The sequence below is a fragment of the Streptomyces actinomycinicus genome, assembly GCF_016741775.1.
GTDB classification, from domain to species: Bacteria; Actinomycetota; Actinomycetes; order Streptomycetales; family Streptomycetaceae; genus Streptomyces; species Streptomyces actinomycinicus.
Genome location: NZ_JAERRK010000026.1, coordinates 112,792 through 134,835, shown reverse-complemented (window position 1 = coordinate 134,835; position 22,044 = coordinate 112,792). Strand labels below are relative to the sequence as shown.

21 protein-coding genes are annotated in these 22,044 nt (G+C 72.2%); 12 read left to right on the top strand and 9 right to left on the bottom strand.

Features of this window, described 5'->3' with window-relative positions; all coding sequences use genetic code 11:
* The first annotated feature begins 111 nt into the window (after positions 1-111).
* Both JK359_RS34330 and JK359_RS34325 read left to right on the top strand, forming a co-directional pair.
* Positions 112-633, top strand: a complete 522-nt coding sequence (locus JK359_RS34330; RefSeq protein WP_201843531.1) for a DUF3592 domain-containing protein — start codon at positions 112-114, stop codon at positions 631-633.
* 215 nt (positions 634-848) lie between these two features.
* A complete protein-coding gene (locus tag JK359_RS34325; protein ID WP_201843530.1) occupies positions 849-1,637 on the top strand; it encodes a hypothetical protein in 789 nt (262 codons plus the stop codon).
* Here JK359_RS34325 and JK359_RS34320 read toward each other — a convergent pair.
* Positions 1,625-2,221: a phosphatase PAP2 family protein gene (locus JK359_RS34320; RefSeq protein WP_307788417.1), complete on the bottom strand. Its 597-nt coding sequence runs from the start codon at positions 2,219-2,221 to the stop codon at positions 1,625-1,627. The genes JK359_RS34325 and JK359_RS34320 overlap by 13 nt on opposite strands.
* 70 nt (positions 2,222-2,291) lie before the next feature.
* Entirely contained in the window at positions 2,292-3,584 is a 1,293-nt protein-coding gene (locus JK359_RS34315) for a diacylglycerol/lipid kinase family protein (protein WP_307788414.1), read from the bottom strand.
* A 280-nt stretch (positions 3,585-3,864) separates the two neighbouring features.
* Between JK359_RS34315 and JK359_RS34310 the strand changes: the two genes are divergently transcribed.
* The 3 genes from JK359_RS34310 to JK359_RS34300 all read left to right on the top strand — a co-directional run bounded on the left by JK359_RS34310 (position 3,865) and on the right by JK359_RS34300 (position 6,077).
* Entirely contained in the window at positions 3,865-4,554 is a 690-nt protein-coding gene (locus JK359_RS34310) for a GAF and ANTAR domain-containing protein (protein WP_201843528.1), read from the top strand.
* 157 nt (positions 4,555-4,711) lie between these two features.
* Positions 4,712-5,611 carry a phenylalanine 4-monooxygenase gene (locus JK359_RS34305; RefSeq protein WP_236678903.1) on the top strand — a complete coding sequence of 300 codons (900 nt, stop codon included), beginning with the start codon at positions 4,712-4,714 and terminating at the stop codon, positions 5,609-5,611.
* A 76-nt stretch (positions 5,612-5,687) separates the two neighbouring features.
* Positions 5,688-6,077 carry a LytR/AlgR family response regulator transcription factor gene (locus JK359_RS34300; RefSeq protein ID WP_307788413.1) on the top strand — a complete coding sequence of 130 codons (390 nt, stop codon included), beginning with the start codon at positions 5,688-5,690 and terminating at the stop codon, positions 6,075-6,077.
* 87 nt (positions 6,078-6,164) lie between these two features.
* Here the strand turns inward: JK359_RS34300 and JK359_RS34295 are convergent, their stop codons facing one another.
* Complete coding sequence (locus JK359_RS34295; RefSeq protein ID WP_201843525.1) at positions 6,165-6,818, bottom strand: response regulator; 654 nt, start codon at positions 6,816-6,818, stop codon at positions 6,165-6,167.
* 170 nt (positions 6,819-6,988) lie between these two features.
* Here JK359_RS34295 and JK359_RS34290 point away from each other — a divergent pair, with 170 nt between their 5' ends.
* Positions 6,989-8,473, top strand: coding sequence for a DUF4118 domain-containing protein (locus JK359_RS34290; RefSeq protein ID WP_201843524.1), 1,485 nt, complete (start codon positions 6,989-6,991; stop codon positions 8,471-8,473).
* Positions 8,474-8,478: 5 nt separating this feature from the next.
* Here the strand turns inward: JK359_RS34290 and JK359_RS34285 are convergent, their stop codons facing one another.
* A complete protein-coding gene (locus tag JK359_RS34285; RefSeq protein ID WP_201843523.1) occupies positions 8,479-8,856 on the bottom strand; it encodes a hypothetical protein in 378 nt (125 codons plus the stop codon).
* 315 nt (positions 8,857-9,171) lie between these two features.
* Here JK359_RS34285 and JK359_RS39520 point away from each other — a divergent pair, with 315 nt between their 5' ends.
* Positions 9,172-9,771, top strand: a complete 600-nt coding sequence (locus JK359_RS39520; RefSeq protein ID WP_307788412.1) for a 2'-5' RNA ligase family protein — start codon at positions 9,172-9,174, stop codon at positions 9,769-9,771.
* Between the two features lie 596 nt (positions 9,772-10,367).
* Entirely contained in the window at positions 10,368-11,753 is a 1,386-nt protein-coding gene (locus JK359_RS34275) for a cytochrome P450 (RefSeq protein ID WP_201843521.1), read from the top strand.
* A 2-nt stretch (positions 11,754-11,755) separates the two neighbouring features.
* Here JK359_RS34275 and JK359_RS34270 read toward each other — a convergent pair whose 3' ends face one another.
* Positions 11,756-12,118: a hypothetical protein gene (locus JK359_RS34270; protein WP_236678877.1), complete on the bottom strand. Its 363-nt coding sequence runs from the start codon at positions 12,116-12,118 to the stop codon at positions 11,756-11,758.
* A gap of 68 nt (positions 12,119-12,186) precedes the next feature.
* Positions 12,187-13,281 carry a DUF6924 domain-containing protein gene (locus tag JK359_RS34265; RefSeq protein ID WP_236678876.1) on the bottom strand — a complete coding sequence of 365 codons (1,095 nt, stop codon included), beginning with the start codon at positions 13,279-13,281 and terminating at the stop codon, positions 12,187-12,189.
* A 275-nt stretch (positions 13,282-13,556) separates the two neighbouring features.
* Here JK359_RS34265 and JK359_RS34260 point away from each other — a divergent pair, with 275 nt between their 5' ends.
* Together JK359_RS34260 and JK359_RS34255 are read left to right on the top strand one after the other, a co-directional pair.
* Positions 13,557-14,540, top strand: coding sequence for a hypothetical protein (locus JK359_RS34260; protein WP_201843520.1), 984 nt, complete (start codon positions 13,557-13,559; stop codon positions 14,538-14,540).
* 14 nt (positions 14,541-14,554) lie between these two features.
* A complete protein-coding gene (locus JK359_RS34255; protein WP_201843519.1) occupies positions 14,555-15,076 on the top strand; it encodes a hypothetical protein in 522 nt (173 codons plus the stop codon).
* A 309-nt stretch (positions 15,077-15,385) separates the two neighbouring features.
* On the opposite strand, the gene JK359_RS34250 is transcribed toward JK359_RS34255, so the two are convergent.
* From JK359_RS34250 to JK359_RS34240, 3 genes are all read right to left on the bottom strand, one after another.
* Positions 15,386-15,946, bottom strand: a complete 561-nt coding sequence (locus tag JK359_RS34250) for a DoxX family protein (protein WP_201843518.1) — start codon at positions 15,944-15,946, stop codon at positions 15,386-15,388.
* Positions 15,947-16,349: 403 nt separating this feature from the next.
* Positions 16,350-18,059, bottom strand: a complete 1,710-nt coding sequence (locus JK359_RS34245; RefSeq protein WP_201843517.1) for a serine/threonine-protein kinase — start codon at positions 18,057-18,059, stop codon at positions 16,350-16,352.
* A 372-nt stretch (positions 18,060-18,431) separates the two neighbouring features.
* Entirely contained in the window at positions 18,432-19,073 is a 642-nt protein-coding gene (locus JK359_RS34240) for a TOPRIM nucleotidyl transferase/hydrolase domain-containing protein (protein ID WP_201843516.1), read from the bottom strand.
* 361 nt (positions 19,074-19,434) lie between these two features.
* On the opposite strand from JK359_RS34240, the gene JK359_RS34235 reads away from it, so the two are divergent.
* Positions 19,435-21,093: an alpha/beta hydrolase gene (locus tag JK359_RS34235; RefSeq protein WP_201843515.1), complete on the top strand. Its 1,659-nt coding sequence runs from the start codon at positions 19,435-19,437 to the stop codon at positions 21,091-21,093.
* A 156-nt stretch (positions 21,094-21,249) separates the two neighbouring features.
* The gene (locus JK359_RS34230) at positions 21,250-21,828 is read left to right on the top strand and encodes a TetR/AcrR family transcriptional regulator (protein WP_307788411.1); all 579 of its coding nucleotides are present in this window, start codon (positions 21,250-21,252) and stop codon (positions 21,826-21,828) included.
* The last annotated feature ends 216 nt before the right edge of the window (positions 21,829-22,044 follow it).

Below are 22,044 nucleotides of genomic sequence, written 5' to 3'. Positions count from 1 at the left end.
GCCCGATGACGGGCGGGTGGGCCCGACCGTCCCGGGCGGGAGCCCGGCCGGCCGACCGGGATACCACCTGGGATAACGTCCCTCTCCTGTCGGGCAACTGAGGGGAACGTCGTGCAGGGGCAGGTGCGGGGGCGGAATGCCCGCCGGTGGATCATTTTCGGGACGATCGCGTTCGGGGCGCTGTTCTTGGTCATCGGCCTGATCCTCGCCGGGGTGTCGGTCTCGTTCCTCACCGATGCGGAACGCGCGAAGGGCACGGTGGTGTCCCTGGAGTGGCGCGAGGACCACGACACCACGTCCCGTGACAAGCACACGGACGACCGGCCCGTCGCCTACCCGGTGGTCGAGTTCACGCCGGAGAACGGCACACCGACGAGGTTCCAGGACTCCACGGGCTCCAATCCGCCGGCGTACGAGGAGGGTGAGCGGGTCGAGGTGCTCTACCGCGCCGACTCCCCCGAGGACGCGCGGATCAACGGCTTCGCCTCACTGTGGCTGCTGCCGCTGATCTTCGGTGGGCTCGGGCTGCTGGTCTCCGGGATCGGGACGGTCGTCGCCGTGGTGACGCGCAGGCGTGCGCGAAGCCGAGGCGTGCGTGAAGCCGTGGCATTCGTGAAACCGAGGCGTTCGTGAAGCCGAGGCGTTCGTGAAGCCGAGGCATTCGTGAAGCCGAGGCATTCGTGAAGCCGATGCGTTCGTGTGCCCGACCGTGCGAGCGCGGGCCTGTGCGCGTTCGAACGCGGGCCTGTGGATGTGCGAGCGCGGGGCCTGTGTACCTGCGAGCGCGGGCCGGTGCACGGCTGCCGGGCCGCGTCGGTGGTGAACGGTGCCTGTCCTAACCTGGGCGGATGACGTTCGAGGGGGACTTCCGGGCCGGTGACGTGCTGACGGTCACCTGCCCCTTCACACCGGCCAGGGTCGAACGCGGCGTGACAGGGGACTACGTGTCGGTGCGCTGGCCGTGGTGGCGCGTCGACACCGAGAGCGAGTTCCATCACTGGAACGGAATCGTGGCCCTGGGGGTGCCCGAGGCCAGGGACGCCCCGCCCGCGCCGGAGATGGAGCTGTTCCGGACCGAGCCGCCGCCGGAGCAGCTGAAAGCGGGCGACATCTGCCGGGTCGGAGTACCGCCGACGGTGGTCCATGTGACGGCTGTCGACCGCCACGACCCGCCGCTGGAGACGGGCTGGCTCCCACGTCCCCGGCTGACCGTGTCCGTGCTGCGCCGCGGCATGTCCTACCGGGAGTATCCGGACGAGAGCCACCTCAACGGCGAGGGTTACGGCCTCCACCCGGGTGACGGGATCCCGTTCGCCTTCGAACTGTTGATGCGGCCGTACGCGTTCCTCCGGCCGGGCGACGAGGTCGCCGACGCCGACGGGCGGGCCTGGCGGTTCGACGGACCCTGGGACTGGAGTGCCTTCGACGGAGCGGACGCCGGTACGGGCCCCGCGTGGCCCCTGGTCCTGCTGACCCGCTCGGGAACGCCGTGCTCCCCCGCGGACGCCGAAGCGGTGGCCGGCGGCACGGCGACCGGTTCCCATCAGGAGACCGTCCGGCGCTGGATGTCCCTCACCGGGGCTTCGCCCACCCCGTGCTGCGGCGACCGCGCGGGGGGTGACGCTCAGCGTCCTTGAGCCGGGGAGCCCCGGTGCGTGCCCAGGTGCGACGGCAGCGCCGTGAAGCGGTGCCGTGGGACGTGCAGGAGGGTGAGGGACGTGGCGGCGGCCGCGAAACCGAGGACCGCGCCGGCCGCGACGTCGCCGGGGTAGTGCACGCCCGTGTGGACCCTGGAGTAGCCGACGGCGGCCGCGAGCGCGCCGAGCGGCACCGCGGCAGGGGGCAGGACGACACCCACGGCGGTGGCGAACGCCGTCGCCGAGGCCGTGTGGCCGGACGGGAAGGACGCGGACTCCGGCATGGGCACGTGCCGGTCCACCACCACCCGGGCCTGCTCACGGTCCGGCCGGCGCCGGCGGACCATCCGCTTGCCGAACAGGTTCGCCGCCGCCGAGGCCAGCGCGACCGAACAGACACCGGCCACGGCAGCGCGGCGGGGACGGCCCGGCACGAGGGCGAGGCCCGCGGCCACCGTCAGCGAGATCTTCGAGTGGTCGGCCGCGTGGGACAGCCGCCGTAGCGTGCGGTCCAGCGTGGGCGTGGGGGTGGCCGCCACGGCGGCGTACAGGGCCCCGTCGATCGCGTGGAGGTCGCGAAGCACCGGGGCCGCGGCGGACCGGGCGCCGGCCGGGGTTCGCCAGGCGGACGGGGCCGGCCGGGCGGTGTTGCGGTCAGGCACGGATCTCTCCTTCGGGTGTTCGCTCGCTGCGGCCGAACGCGAGGCGGAGGAGCCGCCGCCAGTTCACGGGCGGCGCGGGAACCGGGACGCCCGGCCGGTCGCGGGGCACCAGGACCCGCAGTGCCCCCGGACGCAGCGAGCACACGACAGGGACGGGCATGCGCAGCGCTTCGCCGTCCACCGCCACGGGGATGTCGTCCGTGTCGGAGGTCACCTCGACCCGATGGGCGGTCATGACGGTCAGTCCCGTGGACTGCGGGCCGCGCACGGCCAGGTCCGCGGCCTGCGCCGCGCTCTCCACGCGGATCCCCAGCACGCCCAGTTCCCCGCTGTCGAGCCGTGGCCTGCGGTTGACGCCGCTGAACTCGTCCGGGGAGCCGTACGGGTTGTTGCTGACGAGCAGGGCCTGCTGGGAAGAGAGGGCGGTGTCGTCGATGCGGGCCTCGAGTCGCCGTACCCCCTCGCCGACCAGCAGGTCCGGCATGAGGCTGAGCGCGGTGCCCGCCTTGTCGTCGCGGTACTCGGGACGCTGGACGACGTCCGCGTACACCCCGAACGACACGGTGTTGACGAAGGGCTGGCCGTCGACGTCGCCGAGGTCGACCCGGAGTTCCTCGCCGTCGGTCAGCGCGTCGAGGCACCGGCGCGGGTCGGACCGGTCGAGGCCGAGGTCCATGGCGAAGTGATTGCGGGTACCGGCGGCGACCACGAGGAACGGCAGGTCGTGCTCCGCGGCGACGGCCGCGACCAGCGCCTGGGTGCCGTCTCCGCCCGCCACGCCCAGTAGGTCCGCGCCCTCGGCGACGGCCCTGTGGGCCAGCACCGTCACGTCGGTCCGGATGTCCGGATCGAGCAGGATCACCCGCGCGCCCAGTTCCCGGGCCTGCTCGGCGAGGCCGAAGCGGCCGACCTTTCCGCCCCCGGCCTTCGGGTTCATGATGAGTGCCGGCCGCAGCGGACGGGGTGCGGCGATCGCCCGCATGGGCCGCTGCGGACGCGATCTGCGCAGCGCCGCCCGGGCGCAGGTCAGCGTCGCCGCCCAGCACAGGCTGAGCACCAGGGCGGTCTGCCACAGGCCGCCGTGCGCGAAGAGCACCAGGACGCCGACGGGTGCGGCGACGGCGACCAGTGCCCCGAACAGCCGTACCGCTCCGCGGTGTGCGAGGAACCACCAGACGCCGGCGACGCAGAGGACCAGACCGAGGAAACTGGCTCCGGCGACGAGTAGCCCGTCCCCGTGGAGCGCGCGCGCCAGGACGACCACGGCGCCGATCGCCGTCAGCACGGCGAGGCGCGCGAGCAGCCGCGCCAGCGCGTTCTCGCGGGAGTGCGCCCTGCCGGTCCCGGCTATCTCGTCCTCCCCGGGTCGTGTAGTGCCGTCGGTCCGGTCCGTTCTACCAGCGCGGCGCGGTCACCGCAGGTCAGACGACCGCACCGGCTGCGAGTGCACCACTCCGGGATCGTGTGCCCGGCTCCGCCGCCGCATTCGGCTGCGGTGCGGGTCAGTCCGTGTGGCGCGTGCAAGTCTGGGCATGAGGGCAGCGCGGCGGATGAGAGGGCACCTCATGGACTGGCGTGAGTTCGCGCGGCAGATGGCGGCCATGGCGAGAGTGCTGTTGGCGCAGTCGTCGGTCGAGGAGACGCTGAGGAACATCACCTCGTCCGCGACGGAACTGGTGGACGGCTGTGACGCGGCCGGCATCCTGGTCCTGCACGGAAAAAGCGTGGAGACGCTGGCCCCCACCAGCCAACTGGTCATCGACAGTGATCAGCTGCAGGAACGGCTCGGGGAAGGGCCCTGTTTCGATTCCGCCCACACCCGGACGGGTGACCGCGTCTTCCGGATCCGCGACTTCCGGCAGGAGCAGCCCCGCTGGCCCGCCTACGCCCCGCAGGCCCGGAAACTCGGCGTGGGCAGCATGATGGGGATCCTGCTGTTCACCGAGGACGACGACCTCGGTGCGCTGAACTTCTACTCGCGCAGAGCCGGTGCCTTCACCGAGACCAGCGAAACGGCCGGCTGGCTGCTCGCCTCCCATGCCGCGGTCGCGTTCTCCAGTGCCCGGACCCACGCCCAGATGCAGCAGGCGGTCGCCACCCGCCACACGATCGGCGAGGCCATGGGCATCCTCATGGCCAGCCACCGGCTGACGGAGGAGCAGGCCTTCACCGTGCTGCGCCGCTATTCGCAGGAGAAGAACATCAAACTCCGGGAGGTGGCACGTCAGGTCTGCGAACAGGGCGGTCTCGACTGACCGGGCCGAGCCCGGGCGGGTGCGTGCCGGTGCCGGTGGCGGCGGTGGCGGTGGCGGTGGCACGCGTACCCGCTTTCCGGTTGGGCCTGGCGGGTGAAGGGGGTGGGATCCGGTTCCTCGGGCAGGCCGGCGAAGGAATGATCAACTCGTGACCGGTATGCAGAGGCGAACACCCGTCGCGGCCGACGGCCGGCTGAGCGCGGCCACCGATCACCCCGGCTTCAGCGATCCGGACTACCTGCTCCGGCGCCGGACGATCGCGGCACGTGCCCGCGGTCACCGGGTCGGTGATCCGTCCCCGCGGGTGGACTACGACGAGAGCGAGGAGCGGACCTGGCGGACCGTTCACCGGGCCCTGTGGCGGACACAGAGCGAGCATGCGTGCCGTGCCGCCCTCGACGCCAGGGAGCAGGCACCCGTACCGGCCGACCACATCCCGCAGCACGCCGAGGTCGGCTCGCACCTGCGGCGCCTGACGGACTTCACCTTCACCCTCGCCGGGGGCGTGGTCGAGAACAAGCGGTTCCTTGGATCGATGGCCGACGGCTACTTCCACGCGGTGCAGTTCGTCCGCCATCCGGCGGTGCCGCTCTTCACCCCCGAGCCGGACGTCATCCACGACGTCTTCGGCCACGGGATCCACCTGTCCTCGCCGGCCTTCGCGGACATCTACCGCCTGATCGGACGGGCGGCGCAGCGGGTGGAACGCGCGGACGTGCTCCAGATGATCAGTGACGTGTACTGGTTCACGCTGGAGTACGGGGTGCTCGACGAGGCCGGCACACCCAAGGCGTACGGCGCGGCCCTGCTCTCCTCCTACGGCGAGCTGCGCCAGCTGCGGGCGGCCGACGTCCGCCCGCTGGACCTCGACCTCATGCTCACCACCCCGTACGACATCCGCGGCTACCAACCGGTCCTCTTCAGCGCCCGTTCCCTGGACGAGGTCACCGACACCCTGGCCGGATTCCTGGACAAGCTCGACGACGACAGCGAGCCGCGGCCCCTGCCGGACCGGCGCCGCACCGGTACCGCGGGCGGCACGGAGGCACACTCCTGACCGCGCGTCGCCGGCCCGTACCGGGATGGCGGACAGCTTCAATGCCCGCCCGCACCCGGTGTGGGAAGCTCACGGTGTGGTGCGCTGCCTCATCGTCGACGACTGTCCCCATTTCCTGGCCGCCGCCCGCCGTCTGCTCGAGGGCGAGGGCATGAGCGTGGTGGGGGTGGCGACGACGGGCGACGAGGCGGCCGAGCGCATCGCCGAGCTGGGGCCCGACGTCGTCCTGCTGGACGTGGAACTCGGGGCGGAGAACGGCATCGAGGTCGCGGACCGTCTGCACCGGGACGCCGCGGCCGGAGCCCCCCGGATCGTGCTCGTCTCCGCGTGCGGGGAGCAGGACTACGCCCCGCTGGTGGCGGCTTCCCCGGCGATCGGGTTCCTGTGCAAGAGCCGCTTGTCCGCGGCGGCGGTCCGCGCCCTGCTGGACGACGAGGGGAAGGGCGGTCCGTCCGGCGGCGAGTGACGGCCGGGCCGGGGAGCTGAGGGCCGGGGCGGTCAGGGACGTGTCGCAGTCCGGGGCGTCGGCGCGGTCAGGGAGCCTGAAGGAACGTCAGGGAGCCTGAAGGAACGTCAGGACGGCTCGTACGCGCCGGTGGTCGTCGTCGGTCTCCGTCAGACCCAGTTTGCCGAGGATGCTGTGCACGTGCTTCTCGACGGTGCCCTCGGTCACCCAGAGGCGGCGGGCGATACCGACGTTGGAGCGCCCCTCCGCCATCAGGGCCAGCACCTCTCGCTCGCGTTCGCTCAGCACGTCCAGGGGATCCTCCCGCCGTTGCGCCGTGACCAGCTCCCGGACGAGGGCGGGATCCAGGACGGATCCGCCCTTGGCGACGGTCCTGACCGCCTCCAGGAACTCCTCCACGTCACCGACCCGGCTCTTGAGCAGATACCCGACCCCCCGGCCGCCCGCCAGAAGCTCCATGGCGTGTTCGACCTCGACGTGCGCGGACAGGACCAGAATGCCGACGCCGGGCAGTTCAGCGCGGATGACCCGGGCCGCCTCGAGTCCCTCGGTGGTGTCGGTCGGCGGCATGCGGATGTCGACCACCACCAGGTCGGGCAGCGTCTCCCGCGCGACGTCCAGCAGTGCGCGGCCGTCGCCGGCCTGCCCGACGACGGAGACCTCGGACCGTTCGAGGAAGCTGGCCAGGCCCTGGCGGAGCAGCACGTCGTCGTCCGCCAGCACCACTCGCAACCGCGTCATACCGCGCCTTCCACCGTGCCGTGCGGCATGGACGGCGGCCTCCGGGCGCGGGGCGGGGAGGCCCGCCTACCAGCAGGCTCTCACGGGCCTCGGTGACGAGTCGACCGCGCCGCCGGCAGCCGGGGCGGCGGGAACGGTACGGCGTCCGCGCCCGGTGTCACACTGGTGGCGTGGAGGTGCTGAGCCGGCACTGGCTGAACGGGCTGCTCACCGGGACGGCAATGGTCGCCGCGGTAACAGGCCTTCTGGACGCTCTCGATCCGTATGTCCTGCACCTGCATCTCCTGGCGCTGTACATGCTCCCCGTCATGATCGTGGCCGTGGCGTGGGGAGCCGCACTGGCTGTTCTGACCTCGGTACTGAGTGTCGTCGCCTACGTCTACCTGTTCGCCAGGCCGCACGGATTCCCGGTCGCCCAGTCGCAGACCTCCGCCGCTCTGGCCGCCTTCCTCCTGACGGCGGCGCTCGTCGGACACCTGGCGGCCCGGTTGCGGCACTCGGCCCTGGTGTTGGCACGACTGTCGCAGGAGCAGTCCGCGCTGCGCGAGGTCGCCACACTCATCGCGCGGTCGGCCCGGCCGAGCACCGTGTTCGATGCCGTCACCCGCGAAGCGGGCCTCCTCACCGACGCGGACGCGGTCCGCGTGGAGCGCTACGAGACCCATGGCGGCCGCAGACGCGTCGCCGCCTGGCGAGCCGATGACGACGTCGGGGGCGCGGGTGGTGCGACCGCCCCTGAGACCGGTGTGCCGGAGCCGGGCTCGTCGGTCGAGTGCCCGATCATCGTGGCCGGGCAGCCCTGGGGGCTGATCGTCGCGTCGAAGCACGGTGACGCCCCCTTCGCGGCGAACGCCGAGTCGCAGATCACCGCGTTCACCGATCTCGTCTGCATCGCCATCGAGAACGCCAAGGCCCATGCGGAACTGACGGCCTCGCGAGCGCGCATCGTCACCGCCGCGGACTACGCACGGCGCCGCATCGAACGCGATCTGCACGACGGAGTCCAGCAGCGGCTCGTCTCGCTGCTTCTCCTGCTCCGCAACGCGCAGACGTCGGTGCCCGCCGATCTGTACCGGCTCCGCACGGAACTCGACGTCGTCGCCGCCGGTCTCACCGACGCCTGCGAGGAACTGCGCGAGGTGGCACGAGGCATCCACCCCGCGATCCTGGCCCAGGGCGGCCTCGTTCCCGCGCTCAAGGCACTCGCCCGCCGCTCGGCCGTTCCCGTCGCCCTCGAGACGGACGTCCGGGAGAGACTGCCCGAGCGGGTCGAGGTCAGCGCCTACTACGTCGTCTCCGAGGCGCTGACGAACGCGGCCAAGCATGCGGAGGCGTCCACCGTCACGGTCACGGCGGCGGCCGGTTCCGGGCTGCTGCACGTCCGCATCCAGGACGACGGGGTGGGCGGCGCCAGCTTTGCCGCCGGCACCGGTCTGGTGGGGCTCAGGGACCGCGTGGAGGCGCTCGACGGCAAGCTGTTCCTGGACAGCCCGCCCGCCGCGGGGACCACCCTGCGGGCGGAGCTGCCGTTCGCCGGGACCGACCGCGCCGGTCACGACCAGGCTCCGTCCGCCGGCCGGCGCGCCGCCGCGCCCCCGGCTCAGACCCCACATCAGGCCTCAAGGGGCCGGCACACAGGCCGGCCCCTCGGCTAGGGGGGTCAGTAACCCCATCCGTAGTCGCCGTCGTCGTCCCCGCCGCCGTGATCGTGGCCGCGGTCCCAGCTGCCGTAGGAGTAGCCGCCGTCGCCCCAACCGCCGTGATCACCGTGGCCGCCGCCGTGACCGCCGTAACCGCCGTCGTGGCCGCCACCGTCGTGGCCGCCGCCGTGGCCACCACCGCCGTGACCGCCACCGCCGTGACCGCCACCGCCGTGGTCGCGTCCGAAGTCGGTGTGAGCGGCAGAGTGACTGATCTGCTGGTCGTGGTGGAGGGCGTCCACCGAGGAGGCCGACGCGGCGCCGGCCGAGGCCGCGGCGCCGCCCAGGGCCAGAGCGGCACCCGCAACGGCGGCAAGGGTCCAATGGACAGTACGCATGGTGAATCTCCTGAAGGGTTCGAACAGAGAGCGCATCAGCGGCGCGATCGGGAGAAGGGGGCGGCCGGGCCCTTGGCCCGCTGCGTTCCCCGGGCGGGCAGGACATCGGTGATCACTCACGGATCACGAGTCGAGAACGTCCTGCCTGTTCCTCTTTCTGTGCGTTCCACGGTGCCCTCGCGGAACTGCCGGGACAACCAGGCGAGCCGGAACCGCCACTACCAGCTAGCCGCCATCACCGCGGACCGCAGGTCACGCACCCCGGCACCGGAGAGTCTGCGGACGGGCGCGGGGCCGGTGCGGGAGCATGGGCCCGTGGACGGTGATCCGGTTTTCGGCGGGGCTGAGCCGGTGGACACGCTCGCGATCGCGCCGACACCCCGGACGGCGGTCTCCTGGCTGCCTCCGCGGCACCTCTGGCCGGCCATCCAGGACATCCGCTGGGAACACGACCCACAGGTACGGCGCTGGCCGCCCCATGTGAACCTGCTGTTCGGGTTCGTACCGGAGGAGGAGTTCGAACGGGCACTGCCCCTGCTGGCCACCGCGGCGGCACGGAGCACCGCCTTCAGCGCGCGGCTGGCCGGGGTGCACTACTTCCACCACCGGCACCACGCCACGGTATGGCTCGATCCGGCCGCGGCGGATCCGGCAACGTGGGCCCGGCTCCACCGGGAACTCGGACGGGGCTTCCCGCTCTGTCACAAGCCCGGCCGGCGCTTCACCCCGCACCTGTCCCTCGGCCGCACCCAGCACCCCAAGGCCCTGGCGGCCGAGTGCGCCGCCCGGCTCGACGCCGTATCGGTGGTGGTGGACGAAGTCGTCCTGCTCTCCCGACGCGGCGACGGGCCCATGCAGCCGCGCGCGGTGATCGGCCTCGGCACGGGGGACATCCGCCGCCCGCAGCCCAGCTGACACCGGCGGGCCGGCCCGCCGTGCCGGTGAGACCAGGGCGGCCTGCCCGCTGTGAAGGGCGACCAGACAGGTCCTGCGCCACAGCTCCTGAGCTACAGTTGCTACACCACGTCGCGTCACACCTCCACGTCCGAAGTGGCGTACGTCGTCCCGGACGAGCCCCGGTACGTCACCAGCCCCACGTGTCCCGCCCCACTGCTGACGCCCATCTGCCGGGCGGCGGCGAGGTCCGTGATCCAGCGCGTACGTACGTCGTCGGGAGCGCGGTGGCGTGAAGGCGTCCGCCGGCATGAGGTGCTACCCCGTGTGCGCCTGTGCGCTCGGTGCGGCGACTTTCCGTGGTGGCGGACGGCGGTGTGTTGTTGGACTGTCCGGAACTGGCCGCGGAACCGCGCGCTGGGTTTCGTCGGTGCACCGGTTCCGCCACCGCTCGAACCGCCACCAGGCCACCGGGTGCGCGGCCCCGACGGCCCCGCCGTGCGTACAGGACAGCGTGCCCAGGACGGCCGCGGACAGCCGCGCGGAGGACTGGCGCCGCGACAACCGGCGCCGGGGTGTGCCCGGTGAACGACGCAGAGAAGAGAGGCCCCTTCACGATGACTGCCGAGCCGTCCACCGCAGCCCGCGAACCGGCGGGCCCCACCGCGACTCTGGCCACCGCCCCAGGGGGCCTGCCCCTGCTCGGACACGCCTGGCACCTGCGTTTCCGTCCCCTGCGGTTCCTGGACTCCCTGCGCGGACGGGGCGACCTGGTCGCCCTGCGGCTGGGCCCGGTCCAGGGGTATCTGGTCAACCAGCCCCGTCTGGTCCACGAGCTGCTGGTCGTACGGCACCAGGAGTTCACGAAGACCGGCAGCCCGCTGTGGGAGACGGTGCGCATCCTCGTGGGCAACGGCCTCGGTACGAGCGAGGGCGAGACGCACATGCGGCAGCGCCGCTCGCTACAGCCCCTGTTCCATCCCCACCGCATGGACCACTACGCCCGCGTCATGACCGCCGTCGCCGGGGAGCGCAGCGCCGCCTGGCGCGACGGGCAGCGCCTGCGCGTGGACGCGGAGATGTACCGGATCGCCGCCACGGCCCTGGCCCGCTGCCTGTACTCGGTACAGCTGCCCGACGACGCCGTACGGGAGATCACCGTGCACCTGCCCGTGGCCTTCGCCGGCGTCGGCAAGCGCGCCGCGCTCCCCGTGCCCTGGCTCCATGCCCTGCCCACCCGCGGCAACCGCGCCTACCGCACCGCGGTACGCAGCCTGCACGCACTCGTGGCACAGCTCGTCGAGGACCGGAGGCACGATCCCACACCCAGCCCCGACCTGCTGGCGGCACTGCTGGCCGCCCGCGACGAACGCACCGGCCGTCCCCTGTCCGAGCAGCAGATCCACGACGAGGTCATGACGATCCTGCTCGCGGGCACGGACACCACCGCGTCCCTTCTCGCCTGGACGTTGCATCTCCTCGGCGCGCACCCCGACGTCGACCGGCGCCTGCACGCCGAGCTGGCCGACGAACTCGGCGGCAGACCCCCCACCCTGCAGGACCTGCCCCGCCTCGGCCTGCTGCGGCGTGTCGTCGCCGAGGCCCTGCGCCTGTACCCGCCGGCCTGGCTGACTCCCCGGCGTGCCGCGACCGACACTCAGCTCGGCGGGCACCGCATCCCGGAAGGCGCCTTCGTCTTCTACAGCCCCTACGCCCTGCACCGCCAGCCGGGTCACCACCCCCGGCCCAACGACTTCGACCCGGACCGTCCAGAGCAGGAACTCGCCTACAGCGGTACCGGGCATGCCTTCCTGCCGTACGGTGCCGGCCCCCACAAGTGCCTGGGCAACACGTTCAGCCTGGCCCAGGTCCATCTGGCCGTCGCCACGATCCTGCTCCGCTGGCGGCTGCGTCCCGAGCCGTCCCACACGGTCCGGCCGCGTGCTTTCACCACCCTCACGCCGGGCCCGCTGCCGATGCACGCCGAGCTGCGAGCGCGGTGAGGTCATTCCCAGACGGCATCGAGCCGGCTGACGACCTTCCTGAGTTCGCGGGCACTGCGGGGTGAGATCGCCTGCATCACCGTGCCGAGGAGAGCGCGGGCTTCCAGAGGGTTGCCGCAGCAGTACCAGTGGACGTTGCCCCACTCGTGGTCGTGCCACAGCTCGCGCTCGGGACGGTGGACGTAGCCCTTCCACAACCGCACGGCCGCGACGACGTCTCCTGGCCGCAGATAGTTACGGGTGTGCTCGAGGCGGTGGATCTCGGACACCGCGCGCGCGGAGAGGCCGTCGATGACGGGCTTCGCTTCCGGAGTCCGGTGGCGGTGGCCGTCGCTCCGGAGAGGTCCGCGCGGTCTACGCGACATGGGCCTTTCGGGTCCTGGTCATGCCGTACATGATGCCACGACCTGCAAGAACGTGTCTCGACGGCCGGTCATGCCTCCCACCACGGCCGCACGTCCTCGACGGCGTCCGTGTCCTCGGCGCCCTCCACGTCCTCCACCTCGATGAACTCGTGGAAGTCCATGTTGGCGATCTCCAGGTTGCACGCCATCGATCCGACGTCGCGGCAGGGGAGGACGGCGGTCCGTCCCGGGGTGTCGTACAGGTCCACGACGGTCAGCGGACGGCCGGGCTCGGTGAAGGTCCTGGCGTCGGCGAGCGCGACCAGGGTCGTGTGCTCCTCCGGCGGCACCAGCGCAGGGACCTGGCCCGGCAGGAGCCCTTCGAAGGCCCGGTCGTCCACGAGCAGCGCCGCCAGCGGACAGTGCTCCATGTCGGTCTCGTCCGGGTCCAGGTCCGCGCCGACCCAGCCATCCGCGTCGGCCCCGCCCAGCTCGTCCAGCAGGGCGTGCCAGCCGTCCTCGTCGTCGAAGGAGGTCCTGACCAGCAGGGACGCCCCGGTGGACGGCAGTGCCGGGAAGGCGTGGCGCGGCGGGAACGTGGGCGCCGAAGAGGCGTCGTGGCGCGGCGTATCCGTGGGCGCCGGGAGAGACCTGAGCGGCGTATCCGTGGGCACGGGGAACGCCGGCCGGCCGCCGTCACCCTGGTAGGTGCCGTACCTGTCCATCTCGCGCACCAGGTCGTCGAAGGCGAGCGTGCCGACCGACACGGCGGCCAGGACCTCGCCGAGCCTCTCCGACGGGACGCGGACGCCCCGGCCGGGCATCGCCGCGAGGTCCACGAGCAACGGTCCGTCACCGCCGTACACCACCGGGACGTCCGCCAGCACGGCGACCGGTGGCGCGGATACCGGTGGGACGACTGCCGGTGGGACGCGGGTGCCGCCGGGGGCGAGGGGGCCGCCGGGGACGAGCGCCGGCACGTTGCCGCCGTACAGATGGTCCCATTCGCGGCCCTCGACCAGCTGGAGCCGCACTCCGCCGTCCTCGAGGACGAGCACCTCACCGTCCCTGCGGCCCCCGATCACATCGAGCAGTCCGCCCCACAGGGCTCTGCCGTCCTCGTAACACGTGCTGATCAACTGCACGTGGCCGGGCGCGGGTTGGGGAAGTCCGGGAAAGGACAAGGCTCTCCTCCGAAGGGCTGGACGGGCGCCAGACAATAGCCCACCACCCTTGAGGTCCGAGGTCCGAGGTCCGCAGCACGCGCAACTGGTGGGGAGCCGGCCGGCCGGACGCCGCGGCAGGGCGCCGCGGTGGGGTGCGACAGAAGAGCCCGGGTGCGGGACCGGCCACGCCGCCGCATAGGGTTCGACCAGCGGCGGCCCGCGGCGGCTCGCCCGCGCCCGTTCAGCTCGCCGAGGGCCGGCTTCCCTCGGCCCGGCCCAGAGGAAGTTCCACCGTGACCCCCGACGTCAGCGGGACGCCGTCGCCCCGGACGCTGATCGAGCACTTCCCGGCCCTCGCCGAGCACGCCCGCCCCGCGACCCTGCTCCGCCCGTCCGCCGGTGCCCCGGGCCTCTACGACAGCTCCGTCGGCGGACCGGTTCTGTGGCCGTCCGACGAACCGTGGCCCACGTGCCGGGCTCCGCATCTGGTGTACAAGCGGGAGAAGTTGTCGGATCGCGACCGGGAGACGCTGCAGGACATCGACCGCAGGATGAAGGAGCGCCGGCAAGCCCGCGGCGGCGGCGCGTACGAAATCGCCGCGGAGGACGCGAGGACGCAGGAGCGCATCATGGCGGGCGCCGGCGTGCTCGACAAGATCACCTGGGAGCGGATCCGTTCGGTCTCGGAACCCCATGCCCTTCCAGCCCCCATGATTCCGGTGCTCCAGTTGTTCTCCCGGGACGTCCCCGGTCTGCCCTGTCCGCCCGGCACGGACCTGCTCCAGCTGTTGTGGTGCCCCGACGACCATGCGGAGCCTCCCGGTCAGCCCGGCTACTGGGGGCCGAGTGTCGAGGTCCGGTTCCGGTCCGCGGCCGGGGTCACCGAGATTCATGAGCCGCCCGGTCCGCCGCAGGAGACGAAGGGCGGCTACGTCCCCCGGCCCTGCGTCCTGGAGCCGGTCGGCGTCATCGATCTGCCCGACCGGGACGAACTGCCCGAGGCCCTCGTGGAGGCGGCCGAGAACTGGGCGGAGGAGCGGGGCCTTGAGTACGCCCGCACCTTCGGCTGCCTGCCGGGATGGAAGGCCGGCGGCTGGCCGAGCTGGCACCTCACCGACCTCGTGCCGATCGACTGCGTCTGCGGCTCGCGGATGCGTCTTCTGCTCACCGTGGACAGCGGCGAGGCCCCAGGTCTCCGCGTGGGCCGCTCCGGTGAACTCCGGGTGTTCGTGTGCCCGTCGGACGACTCCCACCCCTTCCGTCTGAACATCCAGTAGAACGGCGTGGTGCCATGAGGATCCGGCTCACTCACGAGGGAAGTGCCTTCATCAACTTCCGGGACTACAAGTTCCAGGACAGAGGCGGGCATGGCTTCAGGTGGGTGGACATCAAGATTCTTCGGCTCCCCGCGACGCCCGTCGAGGACGGGGAACTGCTCTCGGCCGTCATCCGGCACGAGCAGTTCCGGGACGACTATGCGGGTGGTGGAGTGCTGCCGGAGGGGGTCAGGCACGGTCCGTACTGGCTGGCATCGGTCACCCCCGACGCCTACCAGACGGTCAGCCGGGAGCAGGGCACGCACATCCTGCGGGGGTGGGTGGACTTGCACGGGGACGTACCTGCCGAGCTGGAGGAAGATCTCCGGGACGGCGTGTTCGACCGTGTGGCCGCGGCTGACCGCCTCTTCTACCTGAACGGGCTCGGGGACGACGCCGTCCACGACTGGGGGCGCGTGCACGAGTTCTTCCACGAGTTCGTGCTCGTCGACCGCAGGGCTGAGCGGGTCGCGCTCCTCGTCGCGGCCGACGACTGAGCGAGCCGCCTGGCGCCGGAGCGGGACCGGCACTGCCCTGGGCCGTCAGGGATCCTCCTCCGGCGGCAGGCTGGGGACGTTCGCGCGGAACAAGCTGACCAACAGCCCGTACGGCTCCCCGCTCGCGGGGTCCGTCCGGCAGGCGATGGAGTACGCCAGGTCGACGGGATACACGCGGTCCGGTGCGGCGCTGCCGCGGACGACGATCGAGCCGCCTCGCGCGGGCGCTCGGATCTGCGCCCGGATCTGCGCCCGGATCTGCGCCCGGATCTGCGCCCGGATCTGCGCTCGGGTCTGCGCTCGGGTTTGCTAGAGAGCGAGCGTGATCGCGGCGCCGAGGCCGCCTAGGCCGAGGGCCAAGGCGGCCTCGGGCCAGCCGCCCTTGCCCCAGCGGAAGAAGCGGTCCGCGGCCAGCCGGCCCGGCCCGATGGCGGCGATGCCCAGGGCGACGACAGCGATGGACACGTTGTATTCGACGCCTCCGTCCGTGTCCCACAGGCCGTGGGCGTAGGTGACCGTGACCATCGCGTTGATCATGACGCCGATCAGGGCGGCGGCCGCGAGCGGTGTAAGGAGGCCGACGGCCAGGCCCAGACCACCGAGTAGTTCGGACAGACCGCCGATCGTCGCGAAGACCTTTCCGGGGTGGTACCCCAGAGCGTCCAGGCCCCTGCCGGTCGCCGTCAGGCCCTGGCCGCCGAAGAACCCGAAGATCTTCTGAGCCCCGTGGGCGGCCATCAACAGACCGAAGGTGAGCCGGATGAGCAGCAGGCCGCAGTCGGCAGCGGTCGCCAACGGCATCGTGGCGGCGGGAGGGGGTGCCGGTTCCGTGGGATCGGCAGGACGGTTCGGATTGCGCTTGATCACCATGGCAGTGCTCCGGTCGGAACGCCGGGACGGGCGTCTTCCCCAGCTCGGACGCATGCCGAGCAACCGGTGGCGGGCGGGCACCGCGCAGCGTTCGCGGAGCGCGCCCCCACACGATCCTTCCGCTGCGGGCCGCGTCGTGCATCTGGGCGGAGCACCTGGCCTACGCCGCAGCCAGCGTGCTCGGAGCCGTGGGTGACCGTACGCAGCATCCGGTCGCCGTCTGCCACGCCTCCCGGGTGCCGGCGCGAGTGCCGCCGACCGCGGAACGGCTGGGCCGCGGGGGGGGGGCCGCGGGGCCGCAGTGCCTCTGGGCCGAGGGGCCACTGGGCCGCAGTGCCACTGGGCCGCGGGGCCGATAGGCCGGGACATTCGCCACCGGGCGGGACATCCGTGCGGGGGGTGCTTACCCGGTGTCCCGACCGCGGTGCAGTCGGGAAGGCGCGCCTGCCGACTGGGCGCCCTCCTCGCCGAGCGAGATCGTGTCGTCGGCCGAGAGTTCTACGACGTACACATGGCCCTTTTCACAGCTCAGCAAGGAGGCGGAACGGTCGGTGGGGTGGCTGGTGACCGCTTCGAGAGTGGCCGTGGCTCCGCGTACCCCGCGCAGTTCCAGAGCTTCGGTGCAACCCACCTCGCGTCCCGTACCGGCCTCCGTGACGTTGCTGACCTGCTTACCGGCGAGTTCTCCGACGGAGGCGGTGTGCAGGGTCAGCGTGACCTTGAACGAGGTGGTGCGGGGCGCGAGTTGTCCGTCGGCCCGGGGGTTGCCCGGCCCGGTGCCGGTCCAGACCCCCGCCCACTTCTGCGGCAGAGCCCGCACGGTCTCGGAGGTGGAGGGAGACGGGTGTCCGCCGCCCTTCCGGTCCGGATCCGGGTGGTCATCGCGCCCGAGGAACGGCTGCCACCATGCGACCAGGGACACGACGGCGACTGCTGCGGCCGCGGCGGCGGTCCACCAGCCGCGCGAGGCGCGCGCCGTGGGCCGGCCGGTGCCGGTCGTCCCGGGCGGTGCGCCCCCTCCGTCGAGCGTCCTGGCGTCGCGAGACGGCGGTGGTCCGAAGGCGCCGATGGGGTGGAGTTCGGCGGGTCGTGGGGGAACCGTTCCGGGAACGGGTGGTGGCGCGGTGGCAGGGATGGGGGGAACCGTTCCGGGAACGGGTGGTGGTGCGGTGGCACGGATGGGCGGTGGTGGAGCCGTAGTCGCCACGGGCGCCGGCACCAGGCGCGAGACCTCTGCCTCGCGGGCGGCGAGTTCGACGTCGAGGCCGGGCGGCAGCGACTGCTTCCAGCTCGGTCCGGATCGACGGGGCAGCAGTTCCGTGAGTTCCTTGCTGGTGGGCCGTTCCTCGGGCAGCTTGGCCAGACAGCGCATCACGACAGGCAGCAACTCCGGTGGCAGAGCCCCGGTGTGGGCCTGCTCGTGGACGATGCGGTACAGCAGCGAGGCGGCCGACACCTCCTCCTCCGGGTGCTGGAACGGACTGCGGCCGGTGGCCGCGAACACGAGGACGCAGCCGAGGGAGAAGACGTCGCCGGCCTCGGTCACGATGCCCCGGGAGACCTGCTCGGGGGCGAGATAGCCGGGAGAGCCGATGACGCCGCCGCTCTGCGTGTGCCGTGAGTCGTCGGCTGCCCGGGCGATGCCGAAGTCGATCAGCATGGGCCGCTCGCGGGCCAGGAGGACGTTGGACGGCTTGACGTCCCGGTGTGCCAGCGAGCAGTCGTGCACGGCGGCGAGAGCGGCAGCCAGTTCACCGGCCAGCGCTCGCGCCGTGACCGCCGGGAGGGGGCCGTGCGCCACGACCCAGTCGGCCAACGACGGTGCCGCGACGTACTCGGTCGCCAGCCACTGGGGGCGGTGTCCGGGCGGGCTGTAGTCGATGACGGAGACGGTGAACGGCGAGCGGACGAGGTCGCTGTTGCGTACTTCCCGGGCGAATCGGGCCTCGAAGTCCGGAGCCTCGGCCAGATCAGGGCGGACGGTCTTCAGCGCGAGGGGCCGGCCGGACGTCGTACGGGACAGATAGACCTGCCCCATGCCTCCGGCACCGAGGCGGGCCAGGACCGGATATCCCCCGACAGCGGCCGGATCGGTGGCATCCAGCGGTTTCACGTGACCCTCCCCCAGGCTTCCCGTCCCGCCCACGCGGCGACGACACGGCGCGAATCTTGCGGGCGGCCAGCAGGATACGCGGGCGACACGACGGTTGAGCGGCAGAGGGCTGTGAACAGCGGGGCTTCCGGGGCCAGTGGGAGCGACGGGGGTAATGGGCGTGGTGGGGGCAACGGGAGTGGTGGGGGATGAGAGTGGCATTTGGAGCGCCGCTCCCCCACAGCTGCGGACCGGCTGCCACAGCTCTGACAACGGTGTCGGCATCAGTGACGAACGGGAGCTGTGGGAATTGGTGGCGGGCGGAATCGGGAGAGACGCCGATGGTCCGATGCGTGGCGGACCCGGCGTCGGGTCAGGGACCGTCGCCGGAGGTCACAGGCTGGTGAGCAGGCCGTCGAGCGGGGCCGGTACGCCGTCGGGGGCGAGGGCCTCGACGAGGACGCGACCGTAGTGGATCTTGCGCCCCTTCTTCGTGCCGAGGAAGCGCCGCAGCTGCTGCTGGGAGGTGCGGCCCTTCTGTGGGGGCTGGCGCAGGAACGTTTGGAGCGCGCGCAGTTCGCCCTCAGCGCCGACCAGCTCCTGCACCCGGGTCACGCCCACCGCGCGGATGAGCTCGTCCTCCAGGTCCGCCGCACAGACGAAGAAGCCCGGGTGTACCGCACCGGCGGATACTGACCGTGCCGCTCCGGCGCGCTCCCAGCCGCGGGCGTAGTAGGGACGCTCCGCCTCGTCGCAGAGCCCCGTGAGGCGGAGACCCAGACCGGGCGGTCCGAGGAGGCGGGTGAAGCGTCCGACGTTCATGGCACCGCCCATCGGCAGGACGCAGACGCCTTCGGCGGCCAGGTTCCGGCCGCGGCCGGCGGCGAGCGCGGTGACCGCTGCGGCGTCGCTCGGTCCTTCGAGGAGCACGACCGTCCGGACGGACAGCAACGTGGCCAGATGGCGGGCGGCGTCACCGGGGGCGCCGGCCGCCCACGCGGTGACCGCCTCCCGGAACGCCCCCATGTCCGTCACGGGACGAGTCTCCGCCCTTGTCCGCCGTCGCGCCAGGGAGTTTCCGCCGCCGCGTGATCGGCGGGGGCCGGCACGCGATCGGTGGGGGCCGGCACGCGATCGGTGGGGGCCGGCACGCGATCGGTGGGGTCGCCGCATGATCGGCGGGAGCCGCCGTGTGACGGTGAGGGCCGGCCCGTGATCGGTGAGGGCCTGCCCCTGACCGGTGGGGCCGCCTGGCGCAGCCGGTTCCCCCTGTCAAGCCCCGAGTTTCCGGAGCGTGACGCCGTTGCGCGGTCTCGGGCCCACTTGAGGTGTTCCACCGCCCGTCCCGAGTGCCCGGGGCAGGGGCGAAAACCCTCGACGGCAGCAGGAAACTCTCATGATCTACAACGGCCACCCCCACCGCGTCACCCCCGCCTCCAAGCGGCAGCGCTCCCGCATCGCCCTGGTCGCCGCTTCGACCGCGCTCCTCTGCGGCGGTGCCGCCCTCCCCGCATCCTCCGCGGTGTGGGCCCCGGCCCAGCCCGCGGCAGCGGCCGCCCTCGCCTCCTCCTCGTCGTCCGGGAACCAGAGCCCGCCGCTGCCCACCTCACTCACGCGACAACAGTTGGACTGGCAGAGCTGTCCGGCCCCCACTTCCCTGCAGTCCCCGGGGGGAAGTGCGCCGGGGGCGCTGCCGGACGGCACGCCCTGGGAGTGCGCCACCCTCAAGGTCCCGCTCGACTACTCCGACCCGGACGGCAAAACCATCGACCTGGCACTGATACGCGCGAAGGCCCGCCCGCAGGACGGCGAGGAGCGCATCGGCTCCCTGGTGTTCAACTTCGGCGGGCCGGGCGGATCCGGCGTCGCCGACCTTCCGCAGCTCTCGGCGCAGTACGCGGAACTGCACGGCCGTTACGACCTGGTGAGCTTCGACCCGCGCGGCGTCGGGGCCAGCGCGCCCGTGCGTTGTCTGGACGACAAGGACACCGAAACCCTCTCCCAGTTCGACGGCACGCCGGAGACCGACAAGGAGGCGCAGGACCTCCTCGCACTTTCGAACAAGTACCTGCCGGCCTGCGAACAGAACTCCGGTGAGATCCTTCCGCACGTGGGCACGATCGACGCGGCCCGCGACATGGACCTGCTGCGCCAGGTCCTGGGCGACGACAAGCTCAACTACTTCGGCATCTCCTACGGCACCGAACTCGGCGGCGTGTACGCCCACCTGTTCCCCGAGCACGTGGGCCGGGCGGTGTTCGACGCCGTCGTCGACCCCACCGAGGACGACGCGCAGCAACTCCTCGACCAGACCAAGGGCTTCCAGCTCGCGCTGGACAACTACCTGAAGGACTGCGTGGCGCAGCCGGACTGTCCGGTCGGCAACAGCGTCGAGGAGGGGCGCAAGGAGATCGTCGAACTGCTCAACCGGATCGGTGAACATCCGCTGCCCACCTCCGACGGCCGCCAGATCACGCGCGATCTGGCGGAGACGGGCATCATGGCGGCGATGTACTCCGAGGAGTACTGGCCCTACCTGACGCGTGCCCTCCAGGAGGTTCAGCAGAACAACACGGCGGACACGCTGCTGCGGATCGCCGACTCGTACGTCGGCCGCGACCCCAACGGCCACTACACCAACACCGGCGACGCCTTCAGGGCCATCCACTGCGCCGACAGCTCCGAGCGCTACACGGAGGCCGACGTGGAGGCGATGCTGCCCGAGTTCCGTGCCGCCTCCCCCGTCTTCGGTGAGGACATGGCCGTGGGCCTGATGTCCTGTACCGACTGGCCGGTCGACGGCGAGTCCAGGACTCCGGACGTCTCCGCCGAGGGAGCAGGTCCGATCCTCCTCGTGGGCAACACCGGAGACCCCGCCACCCCGTACGCCGGGACCGAGCGGATGGCCGAGGAACTGGGCGAAGGCGTGGCCGTCGAGCTCACCAACAAGGGTGAGGGCCACGGAGCGTACGGCACCGACGACTGTGTGACGAAGACCGTGAACGCCTATCTGCTCGAGGGTGAGGTGCCGGAGGACGGCACCGTCTGCGAGTAGCGTCACGAGCCGGGGCAGTGCGGGCGGCGCCGCTCGCCGGGCCCCGGCGGACACCTCGGCCGCATGGTGCCCCGGCATCTCGCGCATGGTTGCCCCGGCGTCGGTGCCCGGCTCCTCGGCACGTTGCCGCGGCCTGCGGACCCTTATGCTGGGCCCGTGACACCGAGGAACGGGCAAGGAGCGGCACTGCGGGCGGACGCCGCGCGCAACCGCGCCCGGGTGTTGCAGGTCGCCCGCGAACAACTGGCCGCCGGTGACGACTCGCTCCAGCTGAACACCATCGCCCGGCTGGCCGGCGTGGGCGTGGGCACCGTGTACCGGCACTTTCCCAGCCGGCACGCGCTGCGGGAGGCGCTCTCCGCCGAGCGGTTCCAGGAGCTGGTCGACGAGGCACAGGCCGCCGCCGGCGAAGAGGACGCACTCGCGGGGCTGCACCGCCTGCTGCGCTTCACACTCACCCATGCGCTGGACGACACCGGGTTCGCGGCCGTGCTCGAGTCGCCGAGCGACACCGACGCACGGACTGCGGAGCTGAAGGCCGAGCTGGACGGGAACGTGGCGCACCTGCTCGATCGCGCCCGGCGGACCGGCGTGATCCGGCACGATGTCGAGGCCGACGATCTGCGCCGCCTGGTCTGCGGCATCGAGCACGCCGTCCGTTCCGGCGGCGACGACCCGACGCGCACCGAGATCTACCTCGGCATCCTCCTCGAGGGCCTGCGACCCGCGCACTGACGCCGGCCAACCCTCCGAGCCCCCACCCTCCGAGCCCCCACCCTCTGAGCCGGTTCACCCAACAGGCCCTGCCGCCTCGCCGGCTCACCTCCGAGTCCCTTCCTCCCTCACGGGTCCCGCAGCCGCCCCTCGGCCCCTCCGCCTCACCCCTCCGCACACCGAACCGGACAACTAACCGGATGCCTATCCGCTTGTGTTAGCGTATCCACATCGAAG